General features: G+C 67.6%; 21 protein-coding genes. 9 read left to right on the forward strand and 12 right to left on the reverse strand.

Annotation, left to right across the window (positions count from 1 at the left end):
• The first annotated feature begins 21 nt into the window (after positions 1–21).
• Both ACSYAO_RS11980 and ACSYAO_RS11985 read left to right on the forward strand, forming a co-directional pair.
• Positions 22–2,340, forward strand: a complete 2,319-nt coding sequence (locus ACSYAO_RS11980; RefSeq protein WP_049462774.1) for a TonB-dependent receptor — start codon at positions 22–24, stop codon at positions 2,338–2,340.
• Between the two features lie 21 nt (positions 2,341–2,361).
• Positions 2,362–3,825, forward strand: a complete 1,464-nt coding sequence (locus ACSYAO_RS11985) for an esterase-like activity of phytase family protein (RefSeq protein ID WP_049462775.1) — start codon at positions 2,362–2,364, stop codon at positions 3,823–3,825.
• 208 nt (positions 3,826–4,033) lie between these two features.
• On the opposite strand, the gene ACSYAO_RS11990 is transcribed toward ACSYAO_RS11985, so the two are convergent.
• The 10 genes from ACSYAO_RS11990 to ACSYAO_RS12035 form a co-directional block, all read right to left on the reverse strand.
• Positions 4,034–4,480, reverse strand: coding sequence for an REP-associated tyrosine transposase (locus ACSYAO_RS11990; protein ID WP_049462776.1), 447 nt, complete (start codon positions 4,478–4,480; stop codon positions 4,034–4,036).
• Positions 4,481–4,696: 216 nt separating this feature from the next.
• Positions 4,697–5,455: a 2,3-dihydro-2,3-dihydroxybenzoate dehydrogenase gene (locus tag ACSYAO_RS11995; RefSeq protein WP_049462777.1), complete on the reverse strand. Its 759-nt coding sequence runs from the start codon at positions 5,453–5,455 to the stop codon at positions 4,697–4,699.
• Entirely contained in the window at positions 5,446–9,336 is a 3,891-nt protein-coding gene (locus ACSYAO_RS12000; protein WP_100437633.1) for an enterobactin synthase subunit F, read from the reverse strand. The genes ACSYAO_RS11995 and ACSYAO_RS12000 overlap by 10 nt, the downstream gene beginning before the upstream one ends.
• Positions 9,333–9,590, reverse strand: a complete 258-nt coding sequence (locus tag ACSYAO_RS12005) for a phosphopantetheine-binding protein (protein WP_049462779.1) — start codon at positions 9,588–9,590, stop codon at positions 9,333–9,335. The genes ACSYAO_RS12000 and ACSYAO_RS12005 overlap by 4 nt, the downstream gene beginning before the upstream one ends.
• Positions 9,590–10,222 carry an isochorismatase family protein gene (locus ACSYAO_RS12010; RefSeq protein WP_049462780.1) on the reverse strand — a complete coding sequence of 211 codons (633 nt, stop codon included), beginning with the start codon at positions 10,220–10,222 and terminating at the stop codon, positions 9,590–9,592. The genes ACSYAO_RS12005 and ACSYAO_RS12010 overlap by 1 nt, the downstream gene beginning before the upstream one ends.
• Positions 10,222–11,874 (reverse strand): (2,3-dihydroxybenzoyl)adenylate synthase, encoded by a 1,653-nt coding sequence (locus ACSYAO_RS12015; protein ID WP_049462781.1) that lies wholly within the window; start codon positions 11,872–11,874, stop codon positions 10,222–10,224. Before ACSYAO_RS12015 ends, ACSYAO_RS12010 begins: the two co-directional genes overlap by 1 nt.
• Positions 11,871–13,064: an isochorismate synthase gene (locus ACSYAO_RS12020; protein WP_049462782.1), complete on the reverse strand. Its 1,194-nt coding sequence runs from the start codon at positions 13,062–13,064 to the stop codon at positions 11,871–11,873. The genes ACSYAO_RS12015 and ACSYAO_RS12020 overlap by 4 nt, the downstream gene beginning before the upstream one ends.
• Positions 13,061–14,257, reverse strand: coding sequence for an MFS transporter (locus ACSYAO_RS12025; protein ID WP_049462783.1), 1,197 nt, complete (start codon positions 14,255–14,257; stop codon positions 13,061–13,063). Before ACSYAO_RS12025 ends, ACSYAO_RS12020 begins: the two co-directional genes overlap by 4 nt.
• A 154-nt stretch (positions 14,258–14,411) precedes the next feature.
• Positions 14,412–14,723 (reverse strand): DUF3817 domain-containing protein, encoded by a 312-nt coding sequence (locus ACSYAO_RS12030; protein WP_049462784.1) that lies wholly within the window; start codon positions 14,721–14,723, stop codon positions 14,412–14,414.
• Positions 14,724–14,848: 125 nt separating this feature from the next.
• Positions 14,849–15,784: a TIGR03571 family LLM class oxidoreductase gene (locus ACSYAO_RS12035; RefSeq protein ID WP_049462785.1), complete on the reverse strand. Its 936-nt coding sequence runs from the start codon at positions 15,782–15,784 to the stop codon at positions 14,849–14,851.
• 66 nt (positions 15,785–15,850) lie between these two features.
• Between ACSYAO_RS12035 and ACSYAO_RS12040 the strand changes: the two genes are divergently transcribed.
• From ACSYAO_RS12040 to ACSYAO_RS12060, 5 genes are all read left to right on the forward strand, one after another.
• Positions 15,851–16,300 (forward strand): GNAT family N-acetyltransferase, encoded by a 450-nt coding sequence (locus tag ACSYAO_RS12040; protein ID WP_032970811.1) that lies wholly within the window; start codon positions 15,851–15,853, stop codon positions 16,298–16,300.
• A 119-nt stretch (positions 16,301–16,419) separates the two neighbouring features.
• Positions 16,420–17,940 carry a thioredoxin family protein gene (locus tag ACSYAO_RS12045; protein ID WP_149908545.1) on the forward strand — a complete coding sequence of 507 codons (1,521 nt, stop codon included), beginning with the start codon at positions 16,420–16,422 and terminating at the stop codon, positions 17,938–17,940.
• Between the two features lie 399 nt (positions 17,941–18,339).
• Positions 18,340–18,969 carry a superoxide dismutase gene (locus tag ACSYAO_RS12050; protein ID WP_049462787.1) on the forward strand — a complete coding sequence of 210 codons (630 nt, stop codon included), beginning with the start codon at positions 18,340–18,342 and terminating at the stop codon, positions 18,967–18,969.
• Positions 18,966–19,541: a flavin reductase family protein gene (locus ACSYAO_RS12055; protein WP_033833194.1), complete on the forward strand. Its 576-nt coding sequence runs from the start codon at positions 18,966–18,968 to the stop codon at positions 19,539–19,541. The genes ACSYAO_RS12050 and ACSYAO_RS12055 overlap by 4 nt, the downstream gene beginning before the upstream one ends.
• Positions 19,541–19,876 carry a tetratricopeptide repeat protein gene (locus ACSYAO_RS12060; protein WP_049462788.1) on the forward strand — a complete coding sequence of 112 codons (336 nt, stop codon included), beginning with the start codon at positions 19,541–19,543 and terminating at the stop codon, positions 19,874–19,876. Before ACSYAO_RS12055 ends, ACSYAO_RS12060 begins: the two co-directional genes overlap by 1 nt.
• 5 nt (positions 19,877–19,881) lie before the next feature.
• On the opposite strand, the gene ACSYAO_RS12065 is transcribed toward ACSYAO_RS12060, so the two are convergent.
• Complete coding sequence (locus tag ACSYAO_RS12065) at positions 19,882–21,030, reverse strand: fatty acid desaturase family protein (RefSeq protein ID WP_024957648.1); 1,149 nt, start codon at positions 21,028–21,030, stop codon at positions 19,882–19,884.
• 11 nt (positions 21,031–21,041) lie between these two features.
• Positions 21,042–22,112, reverse strand: coding sequence for a ferredoxin reductase (locus ACSYAO_RS12070; RefSeq protein WP_049462789.1), 1,071 nt, complete (start codon positions 22,110–22,112; stop codon positions 21,042–21,044).
• 92 nt (positions 22,113–22,204) lie between these two features.
• Here ACSYAO_RS12070 and fabR point away from each other — a divergent pair, with 92 nt between their 5' ends.
• Entirely contained in the window at positions 22,205–22,861 is a 657-nt protein-coding gene (gene fabR / locus ACSYAO_RS12075; RefSeq protein ID WP_005409961.1) for an HTH-type transcriptional repressor FabR, read from the forward strand.
• Positions 22,862–23,223: 362 nt separating this feature from the next.
• Entirely contained in the window at positions 23,224–25,680 is a 2,457-nt protein-coding gene (locus ACSYAO_RS12080; protein WP_049462790.1) for an autotransporter family protein, read from the forward strand.
• Positions 25,681–25,688: the final 8 nt, after the last annotated feature.

The following is a 25,688-nucleotide window of genomic DNA, read 5'->3' on the forward strand; positions in this document are numbered from 1 at the left end:
GCCTGCCTGAGTGTCCGTAACATGACGAAGACTTTGTTGGCCGCTGCGCTGTCGATCGCGCTCGCTCCCGCGGCCTGGGCGCAGGATGCTGCCCCGACCTCCACTGGCACCTCCGCCACCGATCTCGATGCGGTCTCGGTGATCGGCAGCGGTGAAGCGCGCCAGGTGCAGCGCATCACCCGCGAGAACCTCGACATCCTGCCGCCGGGCACCAGCCTGCAGAAGACGCTCAATCTACTGCCTGGCGTCAACGCGCAGTCGGCCGATGCGCTGGGCACCAACGAGCAGTCGATGACCCTCAGCCTGCGCGGCTTCAACTCCACCCGTCTCGGTTACACGCTCGACGGCGTGCCGCTGGGCGATGGCGCGTACAACAACTACAACGGCCTGACCATCAACCGTGCGCTGATCAGCGAGAACATGGCCGGCGCGGAACTGGCGGTGGGCATCGGCAGCCTCGGCACGCCGTCCACCAGCAACCTCGGCGGCACGATTTCCTATACCTCCGACCGCCCGGCCCAGGAACTCGGCGGCCGCGTGGTGCAGACCTTCGGCAGCGATGCCAACCGCCGCACCTTCGTGCGCGTGGACAGCGGCGAGTACAACGGCTTCTCCGGCTATGTTTCCGGCATGAATGCCGTCTCCGATCTGTGGAACGACCAGACCGCCTACAACAAATCCACCACCAAGCAGTTCAATGCCAAGGGCGTGTGGAACTTTGGCCGCGGCCAGATCACCGGTTTCGTCGATACCTCACGCACCACCCAGGCGGACTACTTCTACCTGTCCAAGGACGAGATGTCGCGCGGCCTGGGCTGGGACTGGGGCGGCTACGCGCCGGACTGGAACAAGGCCGTGGCCAAGGCCTACTGCAACACCGCCAGCTTCAACGCGAAGAAGTGCGACAGCAGCGGCCCGGACAAGGATGCCGATGGTGCCTTCACCGCCGGGCAGATCCTGCGCGACGATAACCTGTACTACCTGGCCGGCGACTTCTTCCTGGCCGATGGCTTCAACCTGCGCGCCCTGACCTACCACCACGATGACCGTGGCGAAGGCCACAACTGGAACAGCGGCGCGTGGTCGAACAAGGGCACCGCGCAGGAGATTCCGATCATCTTCCGCAACACCATCTATACCATCGACCGCGACGGCGGCACGCTGTCCTTCGACTGGGAACTGGGCGCGCACCGCATCGAAGGCGGCGTCTGGTATGAGCGCAACACCAGCAGCGCCGAGCGCTACCAGACCGCCGTGGACGGCCCGCGTGACCTGAGCGGCATGAACACCCTGCCCTCCGATGTGGGCGTGTTCGCCCAGCGCACCCGCTGGAAGACCCATCAGTTCTTCCTGAAGGACACCTGGCGCCTGCTCGATGACCGCCTGACCCTGGAATTTGGCGCCAAGAGCCCGCACGCCACTTCCGACGCACAGGCACTGCCGGGCGACGCGAAGACGCCGATCTCGCCGACCTCCAACAACCAGTTCGCCACCGGCTCGCTAAAGGCCAGCAAGAACTTCCTGCCCAGCATCGGCGCCAACTTCCGCTTGGCCGAGCACCACGAGATTTTCGCCAGCTATGCCGAGAACATCGCCATGTTCCAGGGCGGCTTCAAGCTCGGTCCGCAGGCGGTCAGCCAGGCCACCTGGAACGCACAGGGCAACCTGAAACCGGAGGAGTCACGCTCAGTCGAAGCCGGCTACCGCTTCGTCACCGATACCCTGCAGGCCTCGATCGCGGCCTACAGCGTGCGCTTCGACAACCGCCTGCTGCAGTACAACCCCTGCGATTCGCGGCAGCCGGTCGGCCCGACCTGCGGCAACCGCTTCTACAACGTCGGCGGCGTCGACAGCCGCGGTGCCGAGCTGACCGTGCTGTGGACCCCGAACGAGCACTTCAGCTGGTACACCTCGGCCTCGCTGAACCGTTCGACCTACGCCTCCAACTACGTGCAGGCCGGTGTCGAGCAGCAGATCAAGGGCAAGATCCAGACCGATACGCCCAAGCAGCTGCTGGCCACCGAGATCACCTGGCGTGACAACGGCTGGTTCGCCAGCCTGCGTGGCAAGTACACCGGCGAGCGCTTCTACACCTACACCAACGACCAGGGCTTCGGCAGCTTCACCGTGTTCGACCTGGCCGGTGGCTATGACTTCGGCCAGGTCGGCTTCGCCAAGGGCATGCGCCTGTCGTTCAACGTGACCAACCTGACCAACAAGCGCTACGCCAGCAACCTGGATTCGAGCGTGTTCGCGCCCAGCGACCCGGCCGGCAAGCTGTACGTGTTCCATGCCTCGGCACCGCGCCAGGTGTTCGGTACGATCGACCTTCGCTTCTGATCGACCACCCGGAGTCCACCGATGCTCGCGACCGCCCTGCTGCTGGCCACCCTCTCCGCCAGCGGATACTCCGCTCCGCATGAGGCAACGGGTGCACCACCGCGCACCCTGCAGCTGGGCGGTCGTACCTATGTGGACAAGGGCCTGGTCGCCGCCGGGCGATTGCCCGCGGGCACGGTGGACTTCCTCGGCGATACGCTGGGCTCGTTTTCGTCGCTGGCGGTGCAGCCCGGCACCTGGAAGCGCACCGCCAGCGGCTACGAAGGCGTGCTCTGGACCCTGCCCGACCGCGGTCGTAATGATCCCGAGGCCGGCCTGTTCTACGACTACGCCGGTCGCGTGGAGCGCATGCAGCTGCGCATCGACGTTACCCCGGGCAAGCCTGCGCTTGGCACGCTGAGCATGGTGCCCGACAAGGGCGTGGTACTTAAGGATTTCAAGGGGCAGCCGTTCACCGGTGCCGACCCGGGTGAGCACACGATCACCCAGCGCGAGGTGGTGCTGCCCTCGCCGGCCAGCGGCGCAGGCGCAGGCGCAGGCAAGGTCTCGCTGGATGCGGAGTCGCTGCAGTTCACCGCCGATGGTCATTTCTACATCGGCGACGAGTACACCGCCAACGTCTACTACTTCGATGCACAGGGCCAGCTGCAGGGCGTGATCGTGGCGCCGCCGGCGATCCGTCCGCAGCGAGATGGCAAGCCAGCGTTCGGTTCACTGGCGCCACCGCAGACCGGCCGCCGCAACAACCAAGGCGTGGAAGGCATGGGCCTGTCACCCGACGGCAGCCGCCTGTTCGTGGCCCTGCAAAGCGCGACGCTGCAGGACAGCGCGCAGGGCAATGCGGCCGGACGCATCAACACCCGCGTGCTGGTCTACGACGTGACGGCCTCGCCAACGCCACAGCAGCCGATCGGCCATTACGTGATGGCCCTGCCCGCCTACGCGCACGACGGCAAGGGCAAGCTGGACCGCACCGCCGCGCAGAGCGAGCTGCGTGCACTGGATGCCCACCGCTTCCTGCTGCTGGCCCGCGATGGCAACGGTCTGGGCAAGGACGGCGATGACCCGATCGTCTACAAGTCGGTGCTGCTGGTGGATGTGGCCGATGCCAGCAACCTGGCAGGAAGCAACTATGAGTCCGGTACGGCCTCGGTGCTGGCCGACCCGGCGGGCACCGTGTTGAAGGACGGCATCGTGCCCGCACGCAGCGACGAACTGCTGAACCTGCTCGACCGCCCGCAGCTGGCGCGTGCCGGCCTTGACCTGAACACCAAGCGCGGCCCGCATGCCGGGCTGCTCTCGGAAAAGTGGGAAGCCATGGACGTACTGCCAGCGCTGGACCCGCAGCATCCGAACGACGTGCTGTTGCTGATCGGCAACGACAACGACTTCATCGCCCGCCACTGCCGCATGCAGGGCCAATCCTGCGACAGCGCGTACGACAACGACAACCGCGTGCTGGTTTACCGCTTCACGCTACCCTGACTGCAACGGGTAGTGCCGGCCCCTGGCCGGCAACCGCCATGTTCGAACCCCTGGTAGTGCCGGCCGCTGGCCGGCATCACGACCAGACCGACCACGCATACGGATAATTGCCAATCTGCCCAGCAACACCGACGCGTACCGGATTCCCAGGATGTACAGCGCCTGCTCAGCCCTCACCGCAACCGGTAGTGCCGGCCGCTGGCCGGCATCACGCCCATATCGACCACGCATGCGGATACTCGCCAACCTGACGGGCAAGACCGGCGCGTACCGGATTCCCCAGGATGTACAGCGCCTGCCGCGCCAGCGACTCCTCGGCCCTCACGGCGTGGTCGAAGTAGCCAGGCTGCCACACCGTACTTCGACGACCCGCCAGGCGATTCAGGGCAAGCGCGCTCGACGACTTCATTCGGCGCGCAATGCCTGAAAGGTGAGCTGCACGCAGCTCGAACATCCAGTGGACGTGATCCGGCATGACGACCCATGCGAGTGACTGTACGAGCCCGCGCTGTTCGATGTAATGAAGCTGGTCGATTACACATGCCACTGCAGCTTCGCTTTCAAAGAGCCGGCGGCGCTGATGTGTGGTCGTTGTCAGAACGTAGACCTGGCCGATGATCGAGTGACGGCCCAGGCGGAGGCGATGGCTGCTCATGCCCCATGGTGGAGCGATCATTGCGCGTTGAACGTCAGGCCCTGCCTCGATGGAAGTTCGGAGATGTCTGAAGTTGAATGAGGTTGCCGGCCAGCGGCCGGCACTACCGGAGACTATGGGCTGCCGGCCAGCGGCCGGCACTACCAGGGACCATGGATTGCCGGCCAGCGGCCGGCACTACCGGGGCCATGGGTTGCCGGCCGGTATCGACAGGACTCAGCCGCGCAGGGTGGCGCCGCCGTCGACGTACAGGTCGCTCATTGCCACGTGCCCGGCCTGCTCGGAGAGCAAGAACATCACCGAATGGGCAATGTCTTCCGGGGTCGCCAGCTTGCGCAGCGGGATGCCGGCCTTGTACGTCTCCAGGTTGCCGGCAATCACCCGCTCGGCACCGTGCTCGTCCTGCCACATGCCGGTCTGCATCGGGGTCAGCGTTGAACCCGGGGCGACGATGTTGCAGCGGATGCCCAGCGGCGCCAGCTCCAGCCCGAGGCAGCGGGTGAACATCGTGGCGGCAGCCTTGGACGCGGCGTAGGCGGCCATGCCGTGCCGCGGCACGCCGGCGGCATTCGAACTGACGGTGACGATCGCGCCCTGGCCTCGCGGTGACATCACCCGCGCCAGCGCACGGCCAACATGGAACACACCATCGGCATTGACTGCGAACACCCGGCGCCAATCGGCATCGGTAGTCCCGGTCACCTCGCCCACGTGCAGGACCCCGGCCACGCTTGCGGCGAGACCGATCGGCCCAATGCTGGCTTCCACACGATCCACCAGTGCGTCCACCGCTACGCTGTCGGTCACATCGAGCGCAAATGCCTGTACACGTGCATCCATTACCACGGGCGCCTCGCGGTCGGTTGCCACCACCGTGCAGCCGGCCTCGGCCAACAGCCGTACCAGGGCCTCGCCGATGCCGCCGGCGGCGCCGGTCACCAGTGCCACGCGACCTTCAAAGCCGGTCAACTGCATGTTGCGATCTCCTGTTGCTCATCCCAGTGGCGCAGGCGCGCCGACAACCACGGTGCCAGCTGCGCCACCGCATCGCGGCCGGTCAGCTCGGCGTGCAGGAACGGCAGCTCCAGCGCCTGCACCTTGCGCGCGTGCGTGCGCCACAACGCCGACTGCAGCTGCGGCCGCGTCTGATGATCCCGACCAGCGCGCACGTGCACCAGCGTGCCGTCGAACGGTTGGTGGATGTGTTCGCGGATCAAGCGATTGGTGCCGGTCACCGCACGCACCACGCCATCGAGCACTACATCCGGCAGGCTACCGAGCGCACTACCGCCACGGCGCAGGAAACCAAGAATGCGTTCACGGCTGTCCAGCTCCGGATGCGCCTCCGGGTCATGGCCGGCAATCGCCAGCAGCGCACGCAATGCGGCGATGGCATCGGGTTCCGGCTCAGCCCGCCAGCATTCGCTGGGGTAGGCGTCGAGCAGCACCAGTTCACCGACTTCACGCCCGATTTCATGAAGACGCACCGCCATCGCCTGGGCGAGGATGCCGCCCACCGACCAGCCCAGCAGATGCACCGGTCCCTTCGGTTGCAGCGTGACCACCCGCTGCACATAGTCATTGGCCATGGCTTCGATGCTGGACGGCAACGGCTGCTTCGGATCCAGCGCGGGCGACTGCAGGCCATATACCGGGCGTGCCGGCTGCAGGGCGCGCGCCAGCGTCCGGTAGTTCCAGGCGATGCCACCGGCCGGGTGCAGCACGAACAACGGAATGGGCCCATCAGCGTCAGTCGCAGCCAGCGAGATCACCGGCCCCAATGCGTGGTCGGCCAGCGCCGGCGGTTCGGCAATGCGCGTCGCCAATGCGGCCACGGTCGGCTGCGCGAACAGGGCACCGAGGCCGAGGTCACAGCGCCAGCGTTTTTCGATGGCCAGCAGCAGGTGCACCGCCGAGAGCGAGTCGCCGCCGAGGCTGAAGAAGTCCGCATCCACCGCCACCGGTGTCTCGCGGCCCAGCGCCTGTGCGAACAGCGCGGCCAGTTCCTGTTCCAGCGGCGTGCGCGGCAACAGTCCACCCGCTTCCTGCTGCGGTGGTTTCGGCAGCGCGTTGCGGTCCAGCTTGCCGTTGGCGGTCACCGGCCAGTACTCCACGCCGACAAAGGCCGACGGCACCATGTAGTCCGGCACCCGCGTGGCCAGATGGCTGCGCAGCGTCGCCGCATCGGCAAGTGCCGAAGGCACGTAGGCCACCAGCCTGGCGTCACCGGGAGCGTCCTGGCGCAGCAGCACCTCCACCCGATCCATGCCCGGCAGCTCGCGCAATGCCGCTTCAATTTCACCGAGCTCGATGCGCAGGCCGCGCAGCTTTACCTGATGGTCGCTGCGGCCCAGGTATTCGACTGCGCCGTCGCTGCGCCAGCGCGCCACGTCGCCGGTGCGGTAGATGCGCTCCCCTGGCAGGAAGGGATCGGCCAGGAAGCGCTCGGCGGTCAAATCATCGCGGCCGAGGTAGCCACGCGCCAGCTGCACGCCACCCAGATACAGGTCGCCCGGCACACCCACCGGCAGCGGCTGCATCCGCGCGTCCAACACGTACAGGCGGGTATTCCAGACCGGGAACCCGATCGGTACCGGCCGTGAGCGGTCATCGGCCGAAGCCGGCCAGTAGCTGACGTCCACTGCCGCTTCGGTCGGGCCATACAGGTTGTGCAGTTCGGCCTGCACGCGCCCATGGAAACGATCGCGCAGCGATGCGTCCAGCGCCTCGCCACTGGTGAATACCCGGCGCAGCTGCAGCCCTGCCGAGGCCGGTGCGGCGAGGAAGGCATCGAGCATCGACGGCACGAAATGTGCGGTGGTGATGTCGTGGGCACGCACAAGCCGTGCCAGCTCGGTCGGATCGCGATGCGCGTCCGGGCCCGCCACCACCAGCGTCGCGCCGCACAGCAGCGGCAGGAAGAATTCCCAGACCGAAACATCGAACGTGGCCGGGGTCTTCTGCAGAACACGGTCATCGGAACGGATGCCGTAGTGCTCGCGCATCCACAGCAGGCGGTTGACGATGGCGCGGTGCTCGATGACGACGCCCTTCGGCTCGCCGGTCGAACCGGAGGTATAGATCACATAGGCTGCATCGCTGGGCGCCGGATCGGCCCACGGTGCTGCGAAACTCAGCGCGGTCCATTGGTCGGGGGCAAGCACCGGCACGCCGTCCATGCGCGCCGATACCTCTGCCGCAGCCAGTACGCACGCCGGCTGCGCCGAGGCGAGAATACGCGCGAGGCGCTCATCGGGATGCGCAAGGTCCAGCGGCAGGTAGGCGGCACCCGCACGCAGCACCGCCACCAGCGCGATTACCAGTTCCAGCGAGCGCGGCAACGCCACCGCCACCACACTGCCCGGACCGACCGCCATCGCCCGCAGTTGTGCCGCCAGCGCGAAACTCCGCGCTTCCAGCGTTGCGTAGTCCAGCGTAGTGTCGCCGAACACCAGCGCAGGCGCGTGCGGATCACGGTCCATGCCCTGCTGCAGCAGTTCAACCAACGTAGTCTGTGGCAGCGCATGCGCGGTGGCATTGAAACCATGCACCACCTGCTGCGCTTCCGCGACGGTGGCCAGCGGCACCGCCGCGATGTCTCCGGCCTCCAGCGCCGCCGACACGAAATGCAGCAACCGGGTCGCGTGCGCCTCCACATCGTCCCGACTGTACAACGCGGGATTGGCTTCGATCTCAAGGTCCAGCAGGTGCTGGCCATCGCCACGGAAGCCCAGCGTCAGATCATCCACCGGACCGGTGCACAGCACCTCCAGCGTCGCCCGCACGCCGCTCAGTGCCAGTGGCTTGTAGAACGGCTGCACATTCACCAGCGGACCGTGCAGGCGCTGCTGCGCGCCGACCAGGCCCAGGTCCCGGCGCAACTGCTCACCGCGGTAGCGGCCGTGCTTGCGGCCCTGGCTGAGCTGCCGGCCCAGGCCGCGGGTAAAGGCCTCGACGCTGCCCTCGCCGGCCGCCACGCGCAGCGGCAGCACGTTCATCACCATCGCCGGCACCCGCGCCGACGCGTTGCCAAGCCGCCCCATGTAAGGCACGCCCAGCACCACTTCATCGGCAGCGCTCATCCGTCGCAGATACTCGGCGGCGAGCGCGGCCAGTACATCCGGCCACGGCTGCAACCAGCGCACCGATGCCTGCAGCAGCTGCTCCCGGAACCCCGCATCCAGCGGCTGCACCCAGCGCAGCGCATCGTCGCTGGCCGCCACGGTACCCGCCAGGCCTACGCCTGCCGGTGCGCCCTGCATGTACTCGCGCCACCAGTGGCCGGCCTGCGTACGGCGCGGATCGGCACGGTAGGCGGCATCATCAGCCAGCACGCCCGCCAGCCCCGGCAGTGACTCACCGATACGACCGGCATACAACGCGCACACGCGATCAGTGAACAGCGCCATGCCGTAGCCATCGGCTGCAAGGTGATGCACACGCAGATACCAGACCCAGCGCTGCCCTCCCAGATCGAACAACACCTGCTGGCTTATGCGGTCGCGGGTCGGATCGACCGCACTGAGCCGGTCGGCCTGCATCAGGGCACGCGCTGCCGATGCCGGATCGGCCTCGACGGATAGATCGCGCACCGACAGCAGCGGCACATGTGCCGGGTCATGCCACTGCAGCGGCTGGCCGTCGGCCCCCTCGGCAAAGCGCAGCGCGAAGGCCTCGGCTTCAACCGCCGCCCGGTTGGCAGCCGCCATGAACGCGGCCACGTCCAGCGGACCGTCGATCCACACCGCATGTGCGGTATTGAATGACGGATTGTCCGGTGCCAGCCGCTGCGCGAACCACAGTCCGGCCTGGGCCTCGGTCAGTGCCACCGGCGTGGCCAGCACAGCGACGTTCATGCGTTCTGCGCGGCCTGCAGCTTCTGCACCACACCCCACCACTGGCGCAGCGTGGTGTGTTCGGCCAACTGCGAGAACTCCAGCGGCAACCCGGTGTTGCCCCAGGCCAGGACCAGGCCGAGCATGCGCATCGAGTCCAGGTCCAGGTCGATCAGATTGTCGTCGTCACCGATCTCGGCCGGCGTGCACTCCAGCACGCGCGCAACGTCGGCACGCATCCGCTCCAGATCCAGCGCATCACCCGTGGCAGCCATCACAGCACCTCCAGCAACTGATCGGTGGTCATCGGCACGCCACAGGTGCGTGCGATCCAGTGCAGCGCCTGATCGTGATCGGCACGCGAGAAGTCCGCCACCGCATCGGCTGCGATGAAGGCCTCGATATCACGCTGGAACGCCTCCACCACGGTCGCGGTGCAGCCGATATGCGCGTACACGCCGGTGACCAGCAGCTGGTCGCGGCCGCGCACCCGCATCAGCGTCTCCAGGTTACTGCGCTGGAACGCGCTGTAGCGGTGCTTCACCAGCACATGCTCACCCGGCTGCGGTGCCAGCGCCTCGATGATCGGCTCATGATCGGCACTGCGGCGCATGCCCGGGCCCCACAGGTCGGCCTGCAGGCCACGGTCACGGCGATCCTGGTCGCCATGCTGGGCGGTGTAGAAGACCGGAATGCCATGTGCGCGGCAATGCGCCAGCAGGCGCGCGATGTTGTCCACCGCCGGCCGCAGCGGCGCGTTTCCGGCATCGAACGCGGCCAGGAAGTAGCGCTGCATGTCGTGTACCAGCAGCGCGACACGATCGCGTTGCGGGCGCCAGGGCCCGCGCGCCTGCGGCAGTTCGGCAGCGGTCGGCAAGGAATAGTTGGTGATGCGGGGCAGCGCCATCAGCGCGTTCCTCCTGTCTGTTGCAGATGACGCGCGCGCAGCTGCGCGCGCAGTTCGCGGCGGCTGATCTTGCCGACCGCGGTGGTATCGAAACTGTCGACGAACACGACCTGATCCGGCACCTTGAAGGCGGCCAGGCCGCGCGTACGCATCCAGGCTTTCAGTGCCGGCGCCTTGATCGGCTCCCCCTGCTGGATCACGAACGCGCAGCTGCGCTCACCGAGATACTCGTCGGGAATGGAGACCACGGCGGCGTCGAACACGCCGGGGTGGGCCAGCAGGTGATCTTCAATCTCCTCGGCGGAGATCTTCTCGCCCGCGCGGTTGATGTGGTCACCGGCGCGGCCCTGCACCACCAGATAGCCGCCGGGCAACTGCTGCACGCGGTCGCCGGTGCGGTAGAACCCATCGTCGGTGAACGAGCGCGCGTTGGCCACCGCATCGTTGTGGTAACCACGGATGGTGTACGGGCCGCGGGTCAGCAGATGGCCCACTTCGCCCTCAGCCACCGGCTGGTCGTGGTCATCGACCACGCGCACTTCGTCGTCCGGGCTGATCGGCCGGCCCTGGCAGGCCACGATCAGTTCCTCCGGATCATCCAGCCGGGTGTAGTTGACCAGGCCTTCGGCCATGCCGAACACCTGCTGCAGGGTGCAGCCCAGGCCGTCGATCACTCGCCGTGCGGCTTCCGGTACCAGCTTGGCGCCGCCCACCTGCAGTACCTGCAGGCTGGACAGGTCGTGCTTGCTCGTAGCCGCCGCCTGCGCCCACAGCAGCGCCAGCGGCGGCACCAGTCCGCAGCAGGTCACCTGTTCGCGGGCGATCAGCGGGAAGGCCGCATCCGGGCCGGGACCGGGGCTGAGCACCACGCGGGCGCCGGCATACAGCGCACCGAAGAAGCCGGGCGAACTCATCGGGAAGTTGTGCGCGGCCGGCAGCGCGACCAGGTAGACGCTGTCGCGGTCGATGCCGCAGAGGTCATTGCTGGCGCGGAACGAATAGATGTAGTCGTCGTGGGTACGCGGAATCAGCTTGGACAACCCGGTACTGCCACCGGAGATCTGCAGGAACGCCACCGACTGCGGGTCCGGGTCGGCCGGCAGCTCGCTGCGATCGCCCTGCAGCGCCTGCAGCGCGGTGAACTCCGCCGCATCGCCATCGATGACCACGTGGCGCAGCGCCGGCACCTCGGCCTGCAGCGCCCGCGCCAGCCCGCGATGATCAAAGCCATCGTGCAGGTCGGCAGTGATGTAGGCACTGGCCTCGGCCTTGTTGGCGAAGTGCACCAGTTCGGTGATGCGATGCGCCGGCAACGCGTATACCGGCACCAGACCCGCACGGAACAGACCACAGACCGTGGTGATGAAGCCTGCGGTGTTGCCCAGCTGCACCAGCACCCGCTCACCGGGCTGCAGGCCGAGTGCCAGCAGGCCGGCACCGATGCGACCGGCTTCGTGCCAAAGCTGCGCGTAGCTCAGGCGGACGTCACCGGCGACCACCGCGATGTCATCCGCATAGCGTTCCGCGCGCTCGCGCAGGAACGCCGGGAAGGTCTCGCCGCGCCAGTGACCGGCCTCGCGATAGCGCGCCGCCAGCGTATCGGGCCATACCTGCTTCAGTGGCAGGCGGGAGGAATCAATGGAGGTAGTCATGCGGCAGGCTCGATGGCGGGCGCGGATTCATGGACACCCAGCGCGTTCAACAGGGCAGCGAACTTCGCCGCGGTTTCGGCCACCTCGGCCTCGGGTTCCGATTCGGCGACGATGCCGGCACCGGCATACAGGCGCAGCTGCGTGCCCTGCAGGCGTGCGCAGCGGATCGCCACGTACCAGTCGCCGTCACCCTGCGCATCCAGCCAGCCCACGGCGCCGGCGTAGAAGCCGCGCGGCACCGGTTCCAGTTCGCGGATGCGCTGCAGTGCCGCCAGCCGCGGCGTACCGCAGACCGCCGGCGTGGGGTGCAGCTGTGCCAGCAGTTCGGCGGCAGACGTCTGCGGATCCTTCAGGGTGGCATGGATGCGGGTGCCCAGGTGCCACATGCTGGCGGTGGCATGCAGCATCGGCCGTGGCTGTGCATCGATGTGGCTGCAGTACGGTGCCAGGCCCTCGACGATGGCGTCCACCACATGGCGATGCTCGTCATGGTCCTTGGTCGAGGCCAGCAGCGCCTGCGCGGCACGCTCGTCCTCGGCAGCATCGGCGCTGCGGCGTGCTGACCCGGCGAGCGGATGCGACAACAGTTCGGCACCGCGCTTGCGCAGCAGCAGTTCCGGGGTTGCCCCCACCAGCCACGCCGGCGCCTGGCCCAGCTCCACCGGCAACGGCACCGCGTAGGTCGCCACCGACGGATCCGCGCCCAGGCGTGCCAGCAGCACGTCCGGCGACAGCGCCTGGCGGGTGCGCGCCAACAGGCTGCGCGCCAGCACCACCTTGTGCAGGTTCTGCTCGGGCGCACGCAGGACCTGCACCGCCGCGGCAACCGCTGACGCATAGTCCTGCGGCACAGGCTCGGCCCGCAGGGCGCCGTCCAGCGGCGGTGCGGCCTGCGGTTGCAGTGCCAGCGCAGGCAGCAGGCGCTCGGGCTGGTACAACGCATCGTCCGCGCGCGGTTCGAACGGCACCGCGCCAACCAACAGGCCCGGACCACCGCGCTGCTGGGCAAAGAACTCCGAAACGCGCTCTGCCAGCGTCGCCAGTGCACCGACCGGCAGCGCGGCGCGGCACCCGCGTGCGTGCACGTGCTGGCCCGCATGCTGCAGCAGGAACAGCGACGCGTCGTCGGTGTTCTCCTGCGGCGCTGGCGCAGCCTCCGGCCACGCGCCCTGCATCAGGGAATCGTTCATGGGGTCTCCTTCATCCGATGCGCTGCGGCCAGCGCGCACAGCAACAGCAGCAGCGCGCCGACCAGCAGGTAAGGCAGGCTTGGCCCGCCGCGATACAACAGCGTGCCGAGCATCGGCCCGGCCACCATGCCCAGCCCCTGCGCGGCCGCCACCGTGCCGGCCGCGGCGCCCTGCTCGTGCGCCTCCACCGCATCGGCGGCCAGCGCCTGGAACGAGGGGAATACGAAACCCATGCCGAACGCGGCCAGCGCGTACGCCGCCGGCAACTGCCAGGCCTGCTGCACGCCCGCCACCGAAGCGAAGCCGATGCCGGAAATGAGCGCGCCGAGGACGATCCAGCGGCGTGGATGTACCTCCAGCTTCATCACCAGCGCCTGCGCCAGGATCAGGCCGACGCCAACCGCTGTGAGTGCAATGCCGGCCATGCGCGCGCCCGCCGCTGCATCCAGGCCGAGGCGGTCGATCGCGAAGAAGCCGACCGTGACCTGCGCGATGGTCACCGAGATCATGGCGATGAACGCCGCCAGCTGTGGCAGGCGCAGGCGCGGGTCGAGACGGCTCATCGGCTGGCGGCGTTGCGCAGAAGCGCTCTCCACCGGCGGTGTGGCCGGCAACCGCCACGCCAGCAATGCCAGCGCAAGCAGCGGCAACAATGCGGCCACATACAGCGCCAGCGACAGATTCGTATAGGCCAGCCAGCCAGCGGCGGCCGGGCCAAGCACCATGCCCAGTGCGTTGGCGCTGCCCAGCCGGGCGAGGAATTTCGCACGCTGCCCGGTCGGTGCCTTGTCGGCGATCAGCGCGGCAGCGGCAGGAGGCACCGCGGCGTAGAACAGGCCGATCAGGCCACGCGCACCGACCAGCACCAGCACCGATACCAATACAGGCGGCACCGCCTGCAGGGCCACGTCGATGAACACCGCCAGCGCGATGTAGACCACGGTGTAGGCACTCATCGCCAGCATCAGCACGCGCTTGCGGCCGATGCGGTCGCTGAGCTGGCCCCACGGGCGCGCGGCCAGCATCCACAACACACCGGCGGCGGTGACCGAGAGGCCGGCATGCCACTCGGACAAACCGAGCATGCGGACCACCGGGCCGATCACGGCGACGAAGGACATCATCGCCATGGTGCCGATCAGGGCAGCCAACACCAGCGCCGGCAAGCCGGGAACGACGGGACGTGCGTGCATGAAACACCAGCCGTAACAGGAAAGGATGGCCGGGTGCGTCTGTACGCCCCCGCCCGGCATCAGTCCTGCTCAGGGCCCGATGCCATCCTTAAATGATAACGGCTCGTATTTGCATTTGATACCCATTCTCTTGAATGGGCATGCAACAGTGGGTTCAGCGCATTGCACGCAGGCCCAGCAGACCACGGCGCTTGAACCACCACTCCAGCGGCAGCGTCACCAGCGGCGGGATCGCCGCCAGCAGTGCCAGGGCACTGGCCCACCACGGCCAGCGTAGCCGCACCGCCGCGAACAGAGTGACCGCCACATAGGCCAGGAAGGCCACGCCGTGCAGGGGCCCGAACAGCTTGACCAGCGCAACGTTGGCCATCGGGCCGTACTTCATCCACATGCCGATGAGCAGGCCGGCCCAGGTCACGGCCTCGATGAAAGCGACCACCGCGAACAGGCGTCCGGTCGGGTGCATGGGGGAACGTTGGGTCACGCGGAGCTCCGGCATCGGGGTATCAAATGCGAATGATACGCAGATGCGAACCCCATGTAGAATCGAGCCGTGCTCGACTGCTGGAACGTGTCCACCAGGGTGGACACCTACCGGAGCACATCCGGCAGAACCTGCTCGCCGATCTCGCGCAGCACGGCGCCCATCGACCGCCCGTTGTCGACCAGGTTGAACATCACATGTGCCACGCCCTGCGCATGCACGCGCAGCAGGTAGTCACGCAGGCCATCGCGGCCGACCTTCAGGCCCAGCGGCAGCGGCTCGGCTGGCGCCTGCGGATCGGCCTGCAGATCCAGCAGCATCGACTGCACGAAAGGCTTGGCTGGCCCACCACGCTGCACCAGCGCCTGCTGCCACAGGCCGATGCGCCCTTCCTGTGCGGCCTCGTCGCGATGATAGGTGGCCCAGCCTTCGGCCTCGCGCGCGATCCACTGCAGGCTCTGCCGCGCGGTACCCACCACCAGCATCGGGATGCGGGTTGCCGGCGCCGGCAGCACGTCGAAGCCACCCGTCGCCTGCAGTACGGCCGTCCGCTCATCGGCCTCCGGTGACAGCGCCGCCCGCAACAAGGTCCAGCGCTCACGGAACGTCGCCGCCCTGCCCTCCAGATCCTCGCCGAATGCGGCGAACTCTTCCGGTCGGTCACCCGAACCCAGGCCCAGCACGAAGCGTCCGCCACTGATCCGGTCCAGGCTCAAGGCCGACTTGGCCACCTGCAGCGGCTGGCGCAATGGCAGCACGATAGCTGCGCTGCCGACCACGATGCGCTCGGTCGCGGCAGCCAACATGCCCAGCCACAGGAACGGGTCATCCAGCGCACTCGCTGTTGCATCCGGGCCCTGCGGCACCATCAACGGTACATCGCGGGTCCAAAGCGCGGCGAAGCCAAGATCATCGGCCAGTCGCGCAATGCGCCGCGCCTCATGCGGATCGGCCAGTCCATGTGCGGCGACAGGCGTCATCAGGCCCAGGCTCAGACCCTGTTGCGGAAACAAGGCAGCGTAAGCAGGATTGAAATCACTCATGCCGCCAGCTTAGCGCGCAGGCCTGCGGCGACGATGACGCGCCGCCTACCACTGGAAGAACACTGCATGCCGACGATCCGCCCTGCCCACGTCGATGACCTGCCCGCGATCAGCGCGGTGTGCCTGGCTGCGTTCACTGCAGCGGTCGCGCCTTCGCTCAGCGCGGCCGGCATCGCCACCTTCGGCAGTGTCGCTGCAGCCGATGCGTTTGGTGCACGCCTGCAGGGTGACAACCACATCCTGGTGGCCGAGCAGGATGCGCGCGTAATCGGCGTGGTCGAATTGAAGGAGGGCCGGCACCTGGCGATGCTGTTCGTCGATCCCGCCTGCCAGGGCCAGGGCATCGGCCATGCCTTGTTCGAAGCCGTGCTGCCGCAGGTACGCGAGCCGGTACTGACGGTGCGCGCCTCGCTCAATGCAGTGCCTACCTACCTGCGCTATGGCTTCGTGCTGGATGGCGAGGTCGGCGAGATCAACGGGCTGGTGTACCAGCAGATGGTGCGGGCAGCGGCCTGAAGGCATCCGCCCGGCAATGCCCGGTGGGCGTCATGCCCTGCGGCACGCCTGTCATAAGCAAACTGAATCAGCAGGCTCCCCGGCGGTTCCTACAATGGCCTGTCACCCTGCCCTTCGAGATGCTGCCGATGCGCGTCGCGCTTTCCGTGTTGCTGCTGGCTTCGGCGCTGAGCGCCTGCACCCCGGCCCCGGTATCCACCGCCAACTCTGCCGAGGCACCCGCGCCGGCATCCGCCATCGCCTGGCGCCAGGGCGATGTGGACGATGCCTTCGCCGAAGCCGCCGACAGCGGCAAGCCGGTGCTGCTGTACTGGGGTGCGGTCTGGTGCCCGCCGTGCAACCAGCTCAAGGCGGGCCTGTTCAAGGACCCGGCCTTCATCGCGCTGACCAGCAAATTCGTTCCCGTCTACCTGGATGGCGACGAGGAAGGTGCGCAGGCCTGGGGCGAACGCTTCGGCGTACGCGGCTATCCCACGCTGATCGTGCTGGACCCACAGCGCAACGAAATCACCCGCGTGGCCGGTGGCAATGACGCCGCCGAACTGACCCGGGCCCTGACCGTCGCCGCAGGCCGCCGCAGTGCCGTTGCGGCCACCTTGGCCACCGCGCTGGCAACGCCGGACCAGCTGGCCACCGAAGACTGGCAGGTACTGGGCGACTACGGCTGGGAAGTGGACGCCAACCGCCTGGCCGGCGAGCGCAGGAGCCAGGACGTGCTGCGCCAGTTGTCCAGGGCGGCACCCGACGCCGCCCTGCAGCGCCGTTTCGCCCTGCTGGCTCTGGCCACAGCCGAGAAGCCCGATGCCTCGCCCACCGAAGTGCGCGAGCTGCTGCAGGCCGTACTGGCACAACCGGCGGAAGTGCGCCGCAATCGTGAGTTGCTGGGCTATGCAGGCGTGCAGCTGGTCAAGCAGGCCAATGCAGGCCCGGCCACGTCCAGCACCCTGGGCCAGCAATTGCTGGTCGCACTGGAGCGCGCCGATGCCGAGCGCGGTGACCGCGCCGACGACGCGTTGTCGCGTGCGCTGACCGAAGTATCGCTGGCCCGCCAGCAACAGCCCAAGGGCGCACTGCCCGCGCCGCTGGTCGAGCGGGTCAAGCAGCGCGTGGCCGCTGCCGATGCCGCCGCCACCGATGCGCATGCACGCCAGGCCACGATCAGCAGCGCGGTGTACGCGTTGCGCGAGGTAGGTGACGACGCGGGTGCCGAGGCACTGTTGCTGGCCGAGCTGAAGCGCAGCGAGCAGCCGTACTACTACATGCCCGAGCTGGCCGAACTGGCCGAGCAGCGCGGCGACACCGCCGGCGCGCTGGGGTGGTTGAAGCGCGCCTACGATGGTGCGCAGGGCCCGGCCACCCGAGTGCAATGGGGCGTGCTGTACGTGGAAGGCCTGCTGAAGCTGGCGCCGGACGATGCACCGCGCATCGAGCAGGCGACCGCCTCCTTGATTGCCGAACTGGAGGCGCAGCCTTCGGGCTACCACCAGCGTACCCGCCAGCGTTTCGAGCGACTTGCCGGGCAGTTGAAGGCGTGGAGCGGCAAGCACCAGGGTGCGGAGACGCTGGCACGGCTGCAGCAGCGGATGCAGCAGGCGTGCGGTGACCAGGTGGATGGCGCCTGCAAGGACTGGTTGAGTTGAGTTGATGAAAGCGCTGGCGGCGGGTTCGCCTGCCGGCGCTTTTGTTGATCCGTGTGGGAGGGGGCGGGGGCCGCTGGCCAGGACACGCAAAAGCCCCTCCATGGTGCTCGATGGCGCCATCCTTGGCGCCAACGGTCCTGGCCAGCGGCCCCCGCCCCCTCCTGACAGTTTCCTGCGAGCGCGGGCAGCGCATCAGCGCGCCGGTGAGGGTTCGGAAAGCGGGTTCTGGTAGTGCCGGCCGCTGGCCGGCAACCCGACCTTCGCTGAATGCCGGCCAGCGGCCGGCACTACCATGCCTCCGTCTTGACCTCTTGATCTATTGACCTCAACCAATGTTGAGGTGCGATAACAGTCTCCCCACGGCCAGCCCCCTTGGCCTTCCCCACGGAGATTGCTTCGATGTCGTACTCGCTTCCCCCGCTCCCCTACGCCTACGACGCCCTCGAGCCGCATTTCGATGCGCGCACGATGGAGATCCACCACAGCAAGCACCACCAGACCTACGTCAACAACCTCAATGCCGCCATCGAGCAGGCCGGCATCGCCGAGCAGCCGGTCGAGGCGCTGATCGCCAACCTCGATGCAGTGCCCGAGGCGCAGCGTGGCGCAGTCCGCAACAACGGCGGTGGCCACGCCAACCACAGCCTGTTCTGGACCGTGCTCAGCGCCAACGGCGGCACGCCCGATGATGAGCTGGCCGCCGCCATCGACCGCGATCTGGGTGGCTTCGATGCCTTCAAGGAGGCCTTCACCAAGGCCGCGCAGACCCGCTTCGGCAGTGGCTGGGCCTGGCTGACCAGCGATCGCGACGGCCGCCTGAAGGTTGAAAGCAGCGCCAACCAGGACAGCCCGCTGATGGGTGCAACGGTCGGCCTGTCCGGCAATACCCCGATCCTCGCACTGGACGTCTGGGAACACGCCTACTACCTGCACTACCAGAACCGCCGCCCGGACTACATCGGTGCGTTCTTCAACATCATCAACTGGGCCGAGGTCGGCCGGCGCTACCGCCAGGCCCGGGCCTCATGAGCGGCGAGACACTGCCGTACGCCGGGCCGTGGGCGGGGGTCTTCCCCGCCCCGGCCCCGGTGCCGTCGGTCGAGATGCCGCCGCGTGCCCTGCGGCGGCTGCTCGGCCACTTTCCTACCGGCGTGGCCATCGTCTGCGCGCGCGATGCGCAGGGCAAGCCCATCGGCCTGACCATCAATTCGTTCGTGCCGGTGTCATTGCAGCCGCCACTGGTGCTGTGGAACCTGGCGTTGCACGCGCAGAGCCTGTCCACCTTCCAGCGTGCCACCCGCTTTGCGATCAGCGTGCTGGCGGCCGACCAGGAAGCACTGGCCCGGCGCTTTGCCGATCCGCAGGTACGCAACCGCTTCGACGGTCTGGCATTGCTGGATGACGACGAGGACGCCCCACCGCGCATCGCCGGTGCGGTAGCGCACCTCACCTGTACCCGCCACGCGCAGTGGCCGGTCGGCGATCACCTGCTGCTGGCCGGCCGCATCATCGAAGTGCACGAGAACGGCGGCGCGCCGCTGCTGTTCCATCGCGGCCGCTTCCAGCCGGGACCGGCCGAGCTGCTGGTGGAGGTGCGCTGATGAACATCGAGACTCTGGAATGCATGCTCGCCAGCGGCAAGGACGGCGCGCTGCTGCGCTTCGGCCTGGGCAAGGGCTGGCTGGATGCCGGCAACCCGGTGCGCGCAGCGACCCATCTGGGCCGTTGCGTGGTCCTTGATCCGCAGTATTCGGCAGCGTGGAAGCTGCTGGGCAAGGCCTGGCTGGCCAGTGGCCAGCCGCAGGCGGCGCGCGAAGCGTGGCAACGCGGTTTGAGCGTGGCCGGCAGCAAGGGCGACCAGCAGGCACGCAAGGAAATGCAGGTGTTCCTGCGCCGCCTGGACCGCGAGCAGGCGGCTCTGGCGAAGGCGGGCTGAGTCGATCAGCCCGCGTTGGCCGATGCCGGTGCGGACATGATGTCCGACATCGGCAGGCGGCGCGGCTTGCTCGGGAACGCGTGGCGCAGGATGCGCCAGACGACCTGGCCGAACTGGCGCGGCAGCGAGCCGTTGTTGTAGTGCTGGCCGTAACGGCGGCAGATGTCCTTCACTTCCTTGGCGATGGCCGCATAGCGGTTGGCCGGCAGGTCCGGGTAGAAGTGGTGCTCGATCTGGTGGCTGAGGTTGCCCGACAGCACGTTGATCAGGAAGCCGCCGCTGATGTTGGACGAACCGCGCAGCTGGCGCAGGTACCAGTGACCGCGCGACTCATTGCGCAGGCACTCCTTCGGGAAGGTTTCCGATTCGGCGGTGAAGTGCCCGCAGAAGATGATCACGTAGGTCCAGATGTTGCGCAGGCCGTTGGCCACCAGATTGCCCAGCATCACGGTGAGGAAGAACGGGCCGGCCAGCAGCGGGAAGAACACGTAGTCCTTCAGCACCTGACGGGCCATTTTTCGCGCCACCGGGCGGGTCTGCATCCACATCGCACGGCCACTGATGCGGCCCTTCAGCCAACGGCCCAGGCGCAGGTCCTGCGCGGCCACGCCCCACTGGAACAGCAGCGCGAAGATCGGCGCGATGATCGGCTGCAGCAGGTAGAACGGCTTCCAGCGCTGTTCCGGGAAGATGCGCAGCAGGCCGTAGCCGATGTCATCGTCCATGCCACGCACGTTGGTGTAGGTGTGGTGGCGGAAATTGTGGGTCTTGCGCCAGTTGTCGGCGGTGGCAACGATGTCCCACTCGTAGGTGTTGCCGTTGAGCTTGGGGTCGCCGGTCCAGTCGAACTGGCCGTGCATGACGTTGTGGCCCAGCTCCATGTTCTCCAGGATCTTCGACAGCGCCAGCAGCAGCGTGCCTGTGATCGCGGCCGGCCACAGCAGCGGCATCCAGAACAACGGCGAGAACGCCGCCAGGAACAGCAGGCCACGGCCACCCACGCCGAACCAGCGCACGGCGGCGGCCACGCGGCGGATGTAGCGGGTATCGGAGGCGCCGAGGCTGCCGATCACACGGTCGCGGATCGCGTCGAGTTCCTCACCGAAGGCATGCATCTCGGCAGTACTCAGGGCACGGTCGGTAGCGCGGGTCATGGCAGGCGTCCTCAGAGATCCAGGGTCAGGTCGGTGGTCGGTGCGCTCACGCAGATCCGCACCGGCTGCGCCGATTCGGACTGCAGGTCGCCGGTGCGCAGGTGGCGGGTGGCGCCACTGACGCGGTCACAGCTGCAGCTGTTGCAGATACCCATGCGGCAGCCGTGTTTGGGCTTGATGCCGTGGGCTTCGAGGCTTTCCAGCAGCGAGCGGCCACGCGGCACGCTCAGCTGGCGGCCACTGCGGGCCAGCGTCAGCGAGACTTCGCCTTCACTGTCGGCATCGCGCAGCGGCGCTGGCGGGGTGAAGGCTTCGGCCTGGAAGCCGGCCACCTGGTGCGCCAGGCGCTCGCGCGCGGCGGCAACGAAGCCATCCGGGCCGCAGGCCAGCACATGGCGCTGCGCCAACGGCGTGTCATCGCCGGCCACCTGCAGATCGTGGGTATCGATACGCGCGGCCGGTGCTTCGCCTTCTCGGGTGGTCAGCAGGTGCACGCGCAGGTTCGGGTTCGCTGCGGCCAGCGCCTGCAGTTCATCACGGAACTGCAGGTGGGCGGCGGTGCGTTCCCAGTAGAACAGGTCCACCGGCGCCGCGAGCGGGCGCTGGCAGGCCTCGCGCAGGAGGCTGCGCATCGGCGTGATGCCACTGCCGGCCGCCAGCAGCAGCACCGGCGCCGCGGCCGGCATATGGAATTCGCCGAAGGCGGCATCGAGACGGAACAGTTCGCCCGGCTGCGCATGGTTGACCAGATGCTGGCTGACCCGGCCGCCGTCGATCGCCTTGACGGTAATCGCCAGCTCGCGCCGACCCAGTGCGGTCGGGCTGTAGCTGCGCTGCCACAGGCGTCCTTCAATCTCGACGCCGAGGGTGACGTGCTGGCCGGCACGCATGCCGGCCCAGTGCCGGTTGGTGCGCAGGACCAGGGTCGCCGCGCCCTCGCCGGCCGGCTCGCGCCGGACCAGGCGGGCCACCGGCTCGCGCAGGGTCCACAGGGGATTGAGCTGGCCCGCCCAGAAATCGAACAGCGACGGCGAGACCCAGCGGTACGGAGAGAACAGGGACGGACGGACGACAGCGCTCATGGGCGCACTATACGGGCGCACATACACCTGTGTATACATGTGTATATTGAACCGGATTGGGTATGATTCAGCCTCGCCCCACCGGAACCCCCATGGCCGCCGCCACCGCCTTGTCGACGCCCGAAGATGCCAACAGCCCGGCCCGCCGTACGGTGAGCCGCGAGGATCTGCTGGCTGCTGCCCTGAAACTGATCGGGCCGCACCGCAGCCTGTCCACGCTCAGCCTGCGCGAAGTGGCACGTGAGGCCGGCATCGCGCCGAACAGCTTCTATCGGCAGTTCCGCGACATGGACGAACTGGCCGTGGCGCTGATCGATGCGGCCGGCCGCTCGCTGCGCACCATCATCGGCGAGGCCCGCCAGCGCGCCACCTCCACCGCCACCAGCGTGGTGCGGGTCTCGGTGGAGACCTTCATGGAGCAGCTGCGCGCCGACGACAAGCTGCTGCACGTGCTGCTGCGCGAGGGCGCGGTCGGCTCGGACGACTTCAAGCATGCGGTCGAACGCGAGCTGCACTATTTCGAGGAAGAGCTGCAGCACGACCTGGTGCGCCTGGCCGCACTGGATGGCGCCGTACTGCATGCCCCGGAACTGGTGGCCAAGGCCATCACCCGGCTGGTGTTCGCGATGGGTGCCACCGCCATGGACCTGCCACCGGAGAAGGATCCGGAGCTGGTTGAACAGATCTCCACGATGATCCGCATGATCATCGTCGGCGCCCGTACCCCCGCCGCGTTCCGCCGCGGCTGATCGAGGCCCCTGGGTCGGATCCCTTTCCAGAGGAAAGGGCTCTGAGCCGTCCCCGACTCCATGCCCCCCGCCACGCAGCGCCACGGCGCCGATGAACTGTGGCCGCTGTCACGGATTTAGATTGCAGATGCGCAGCTTGAGCATCCTGCACGCGCCATTCACTGCGCTCTCACGCACGCTGAATTATTCAGACCACGCGCTCCATTCAGTTTGGTGAGTTATTGAACGGGGTTTGAATCCGGCAAGTGCCGCTGCAGTCGTTTCAGATTAATTGCATGGCCCAGGCAAGACCCGATCCGCACAGTGCCGCCTCCGGTCCTGCGGATGCAGGTCCCCCCAATAGGCTTCAAGGAGAAACACCCATGCGCATGATGCAGTTCACGCCGAAGTTCCGCGTTATCTCAATATCACTCGCCAATCCAATGGACGTCTCCACGCGGCGGCGCGTTTCCTACCCGGCCGTGCTGGCAAGCGCACTAATGGCATGCCTGGGCCTGTCCATGGCAGATGAATCAAGCGCCCAGATCGTCGTGCGCAACGGTCAGACCTTCACTCTGCGCGCAGGCAGCCCCTTCGAGGGACAAAGTGCACAGGTCATCGAACAGTCCACGCTCAACGTCATTGGTGCGAGGATTCATGGCGTCTCATCGACACTCAGCCAAGTGAACCTGGATCAAGCAACCGTCACCGGACAAACCCAGTTCATCAACTCTTTCGTCAACATCTCCGACTCCTCCATCATCGGTGGAAGCTGGAACTACGGTCTTGGGACTGGATCCAACCTCAGGGCGCCGCCTGGAACCCCCCTGACGGTGGTGACTATCAACAACAGCCGCGTGGCGGGCAATCTGGCCGCCGCAAACGTCAGCGGAGGTGCATCCATACTGGCAAATAGCACTATATTCTCCGGCACGCGATATGGAGTGCAGGCACTGGCTGGCGTGCTGGAGCTCCGCAACGGATCGACAGCCGTTGGTGGGCAGGACGGGATTTTTGCTTCTCTATCAACCGCCGGCCAGCCTGCCATCGCAGACCCTGACGACTGGTACGCGCTGGTCGACGGCTCGCGCGTGGAAGGTCTGCAGGGCAGCGCTATTCGTGCCGCAGGCAGGGGCAGCAGTACGGCACTCGCACGCATCATCGTACAGAACGGTTCCACCCTCATCGGCGGAAACGGCGTGATCGTGGAAGCCGCTGACAACGCCCTGCTCGATTTCACCGCCCGCACCTCCAAGCTCAATGGCGACATCACCATCGCCGATACCGCCACCGCAAAGATCAGCCTGCTCGACGGCCTCGACCTCACCGGTCGCATCCTCGGCCCGGCCGACGTCATCGTCGACCAGGGCGGTCGCTGGACGCTGTCCGGCGACAGCAACACCGGCAACCTCACCCTGGGTGCAGGCAGCAATATCTTCCTCGGTGCCGCGGGTACGGCGGCCTATCCGCAGCTGACCGTCAACGGCAACTACACCGGCAATGGCGGCACCCTGCACTTCAACACGGTGCTGGCCGGCGACGACGCAGCAAGCTCGCGCGTGCATGTCACCGGCAATACCAGCGGCACCACCCAGGTCACCGTCAACAACATTGCCGGCGCTGGTGCACAGACCGTCAACGGTATTCCGCTGGTGCAGGTGGACGGTGCCAGCAATGGTCACCTCGCGCTGCAGGGCCGCGCCATCGGCGGCATGTACGAGTATTTCCTGCGCAAGGGCACTCCGGGCGCGACCAACGGCAACTGGTACCTGACCTCGGCCTATACCGGTAATCCGTGCGATATCAATCCGTCACTGCCGGAGTGCCAGGGCACTGGTCCGGTGGATCCGGTCGATCCTGTGGACCCGGTCGATCCCATCGATCCCATTGATCCGGTCAATCCCGTCGATCCAGTGCCGGTGCTGCGTCCGGAACCGGGCGCCTACCTGGCCAACCAGGCCGCGGCCGTGCAGATGTTCCAGCTGCGCCGCCACGACCGCGGCGAGTCCGGCTTCGACCGCGCCCGCATCGGCACCTGGGTGCGCGCCGGGCGTGACCAGCTGCAGGCGAACGTGGCCGGCCAGGTTGACGCCCGTACCCACATCAACACCCTGCAGCTGGGCAGCGATGTCTGGCGCTGGGGCGATGGCCGTGGCCAGGTCGGCGTGATGCTGGGCACCGGCGAGGCGACCACGCAGGCGGTGTCGACGCTGAGCGGCTATGGCACCCGCGGCAAGGTCAAGGGCAAGTCGGCCGGTGTCTACCTGGGCTGGGTGCAGGATGCGCAGAGCAGTGCCGGCCTGTATGTGGACGGCTGGCTGCAGGCGGCGCGCTTCGACAACGAGGTGCAGGGCGAAGGCATCGCCCGCGAGACCTACGATTCCAGGACCCGCAGCGCATCGCTGGAAGCCGGATATGCCTGGGCCATCCGCAGCAGTGAGGCCAGCACGCTGTACCTGCAGCCGCAGGCGCAGCTGACCTGGACCGACTACGACGGTGACAGCCTGGTCGAAAACAATGGCACCACGGTCGAGGATGGCCGCGGCGGCGGCCTCAACAGCCGCCTCGGCGTACGCCTGTTTGGCCAGGGCACGCTGCAGGGCAACCGCGTGCAGCCGTTCCTGGCGGCGAACTGGCTGCGTGGCCAGCGCGATGAGGCCATGCGTTTCAACAGTGAGTCGTTGAGCGCGAAGACGCCGGAGAACCGCTACGAAGTGCAGGCCGGTGCCCAGCTGCAGCTGGGCCAGCGCTGGAGCGCATGGGGTGACCTGCGTGTGCAGCGTGGCGACAGCGGCTATCGCAACCACGGTGCCCAGGTGGGCCTGCGCGCCGCCTGGTAATCCCCTCG

It is taken from the genome of Stenotrophomonas sp. STK16_22 (assembly GCF_051984505.1).
GTDB lineage: Bacteria > Pseudomonadota > Gammaproteobacteria > Xanthomonadales > Xanthomonadaceae > Stenotrophomonas > Stenotrophomonas maltophilia_A.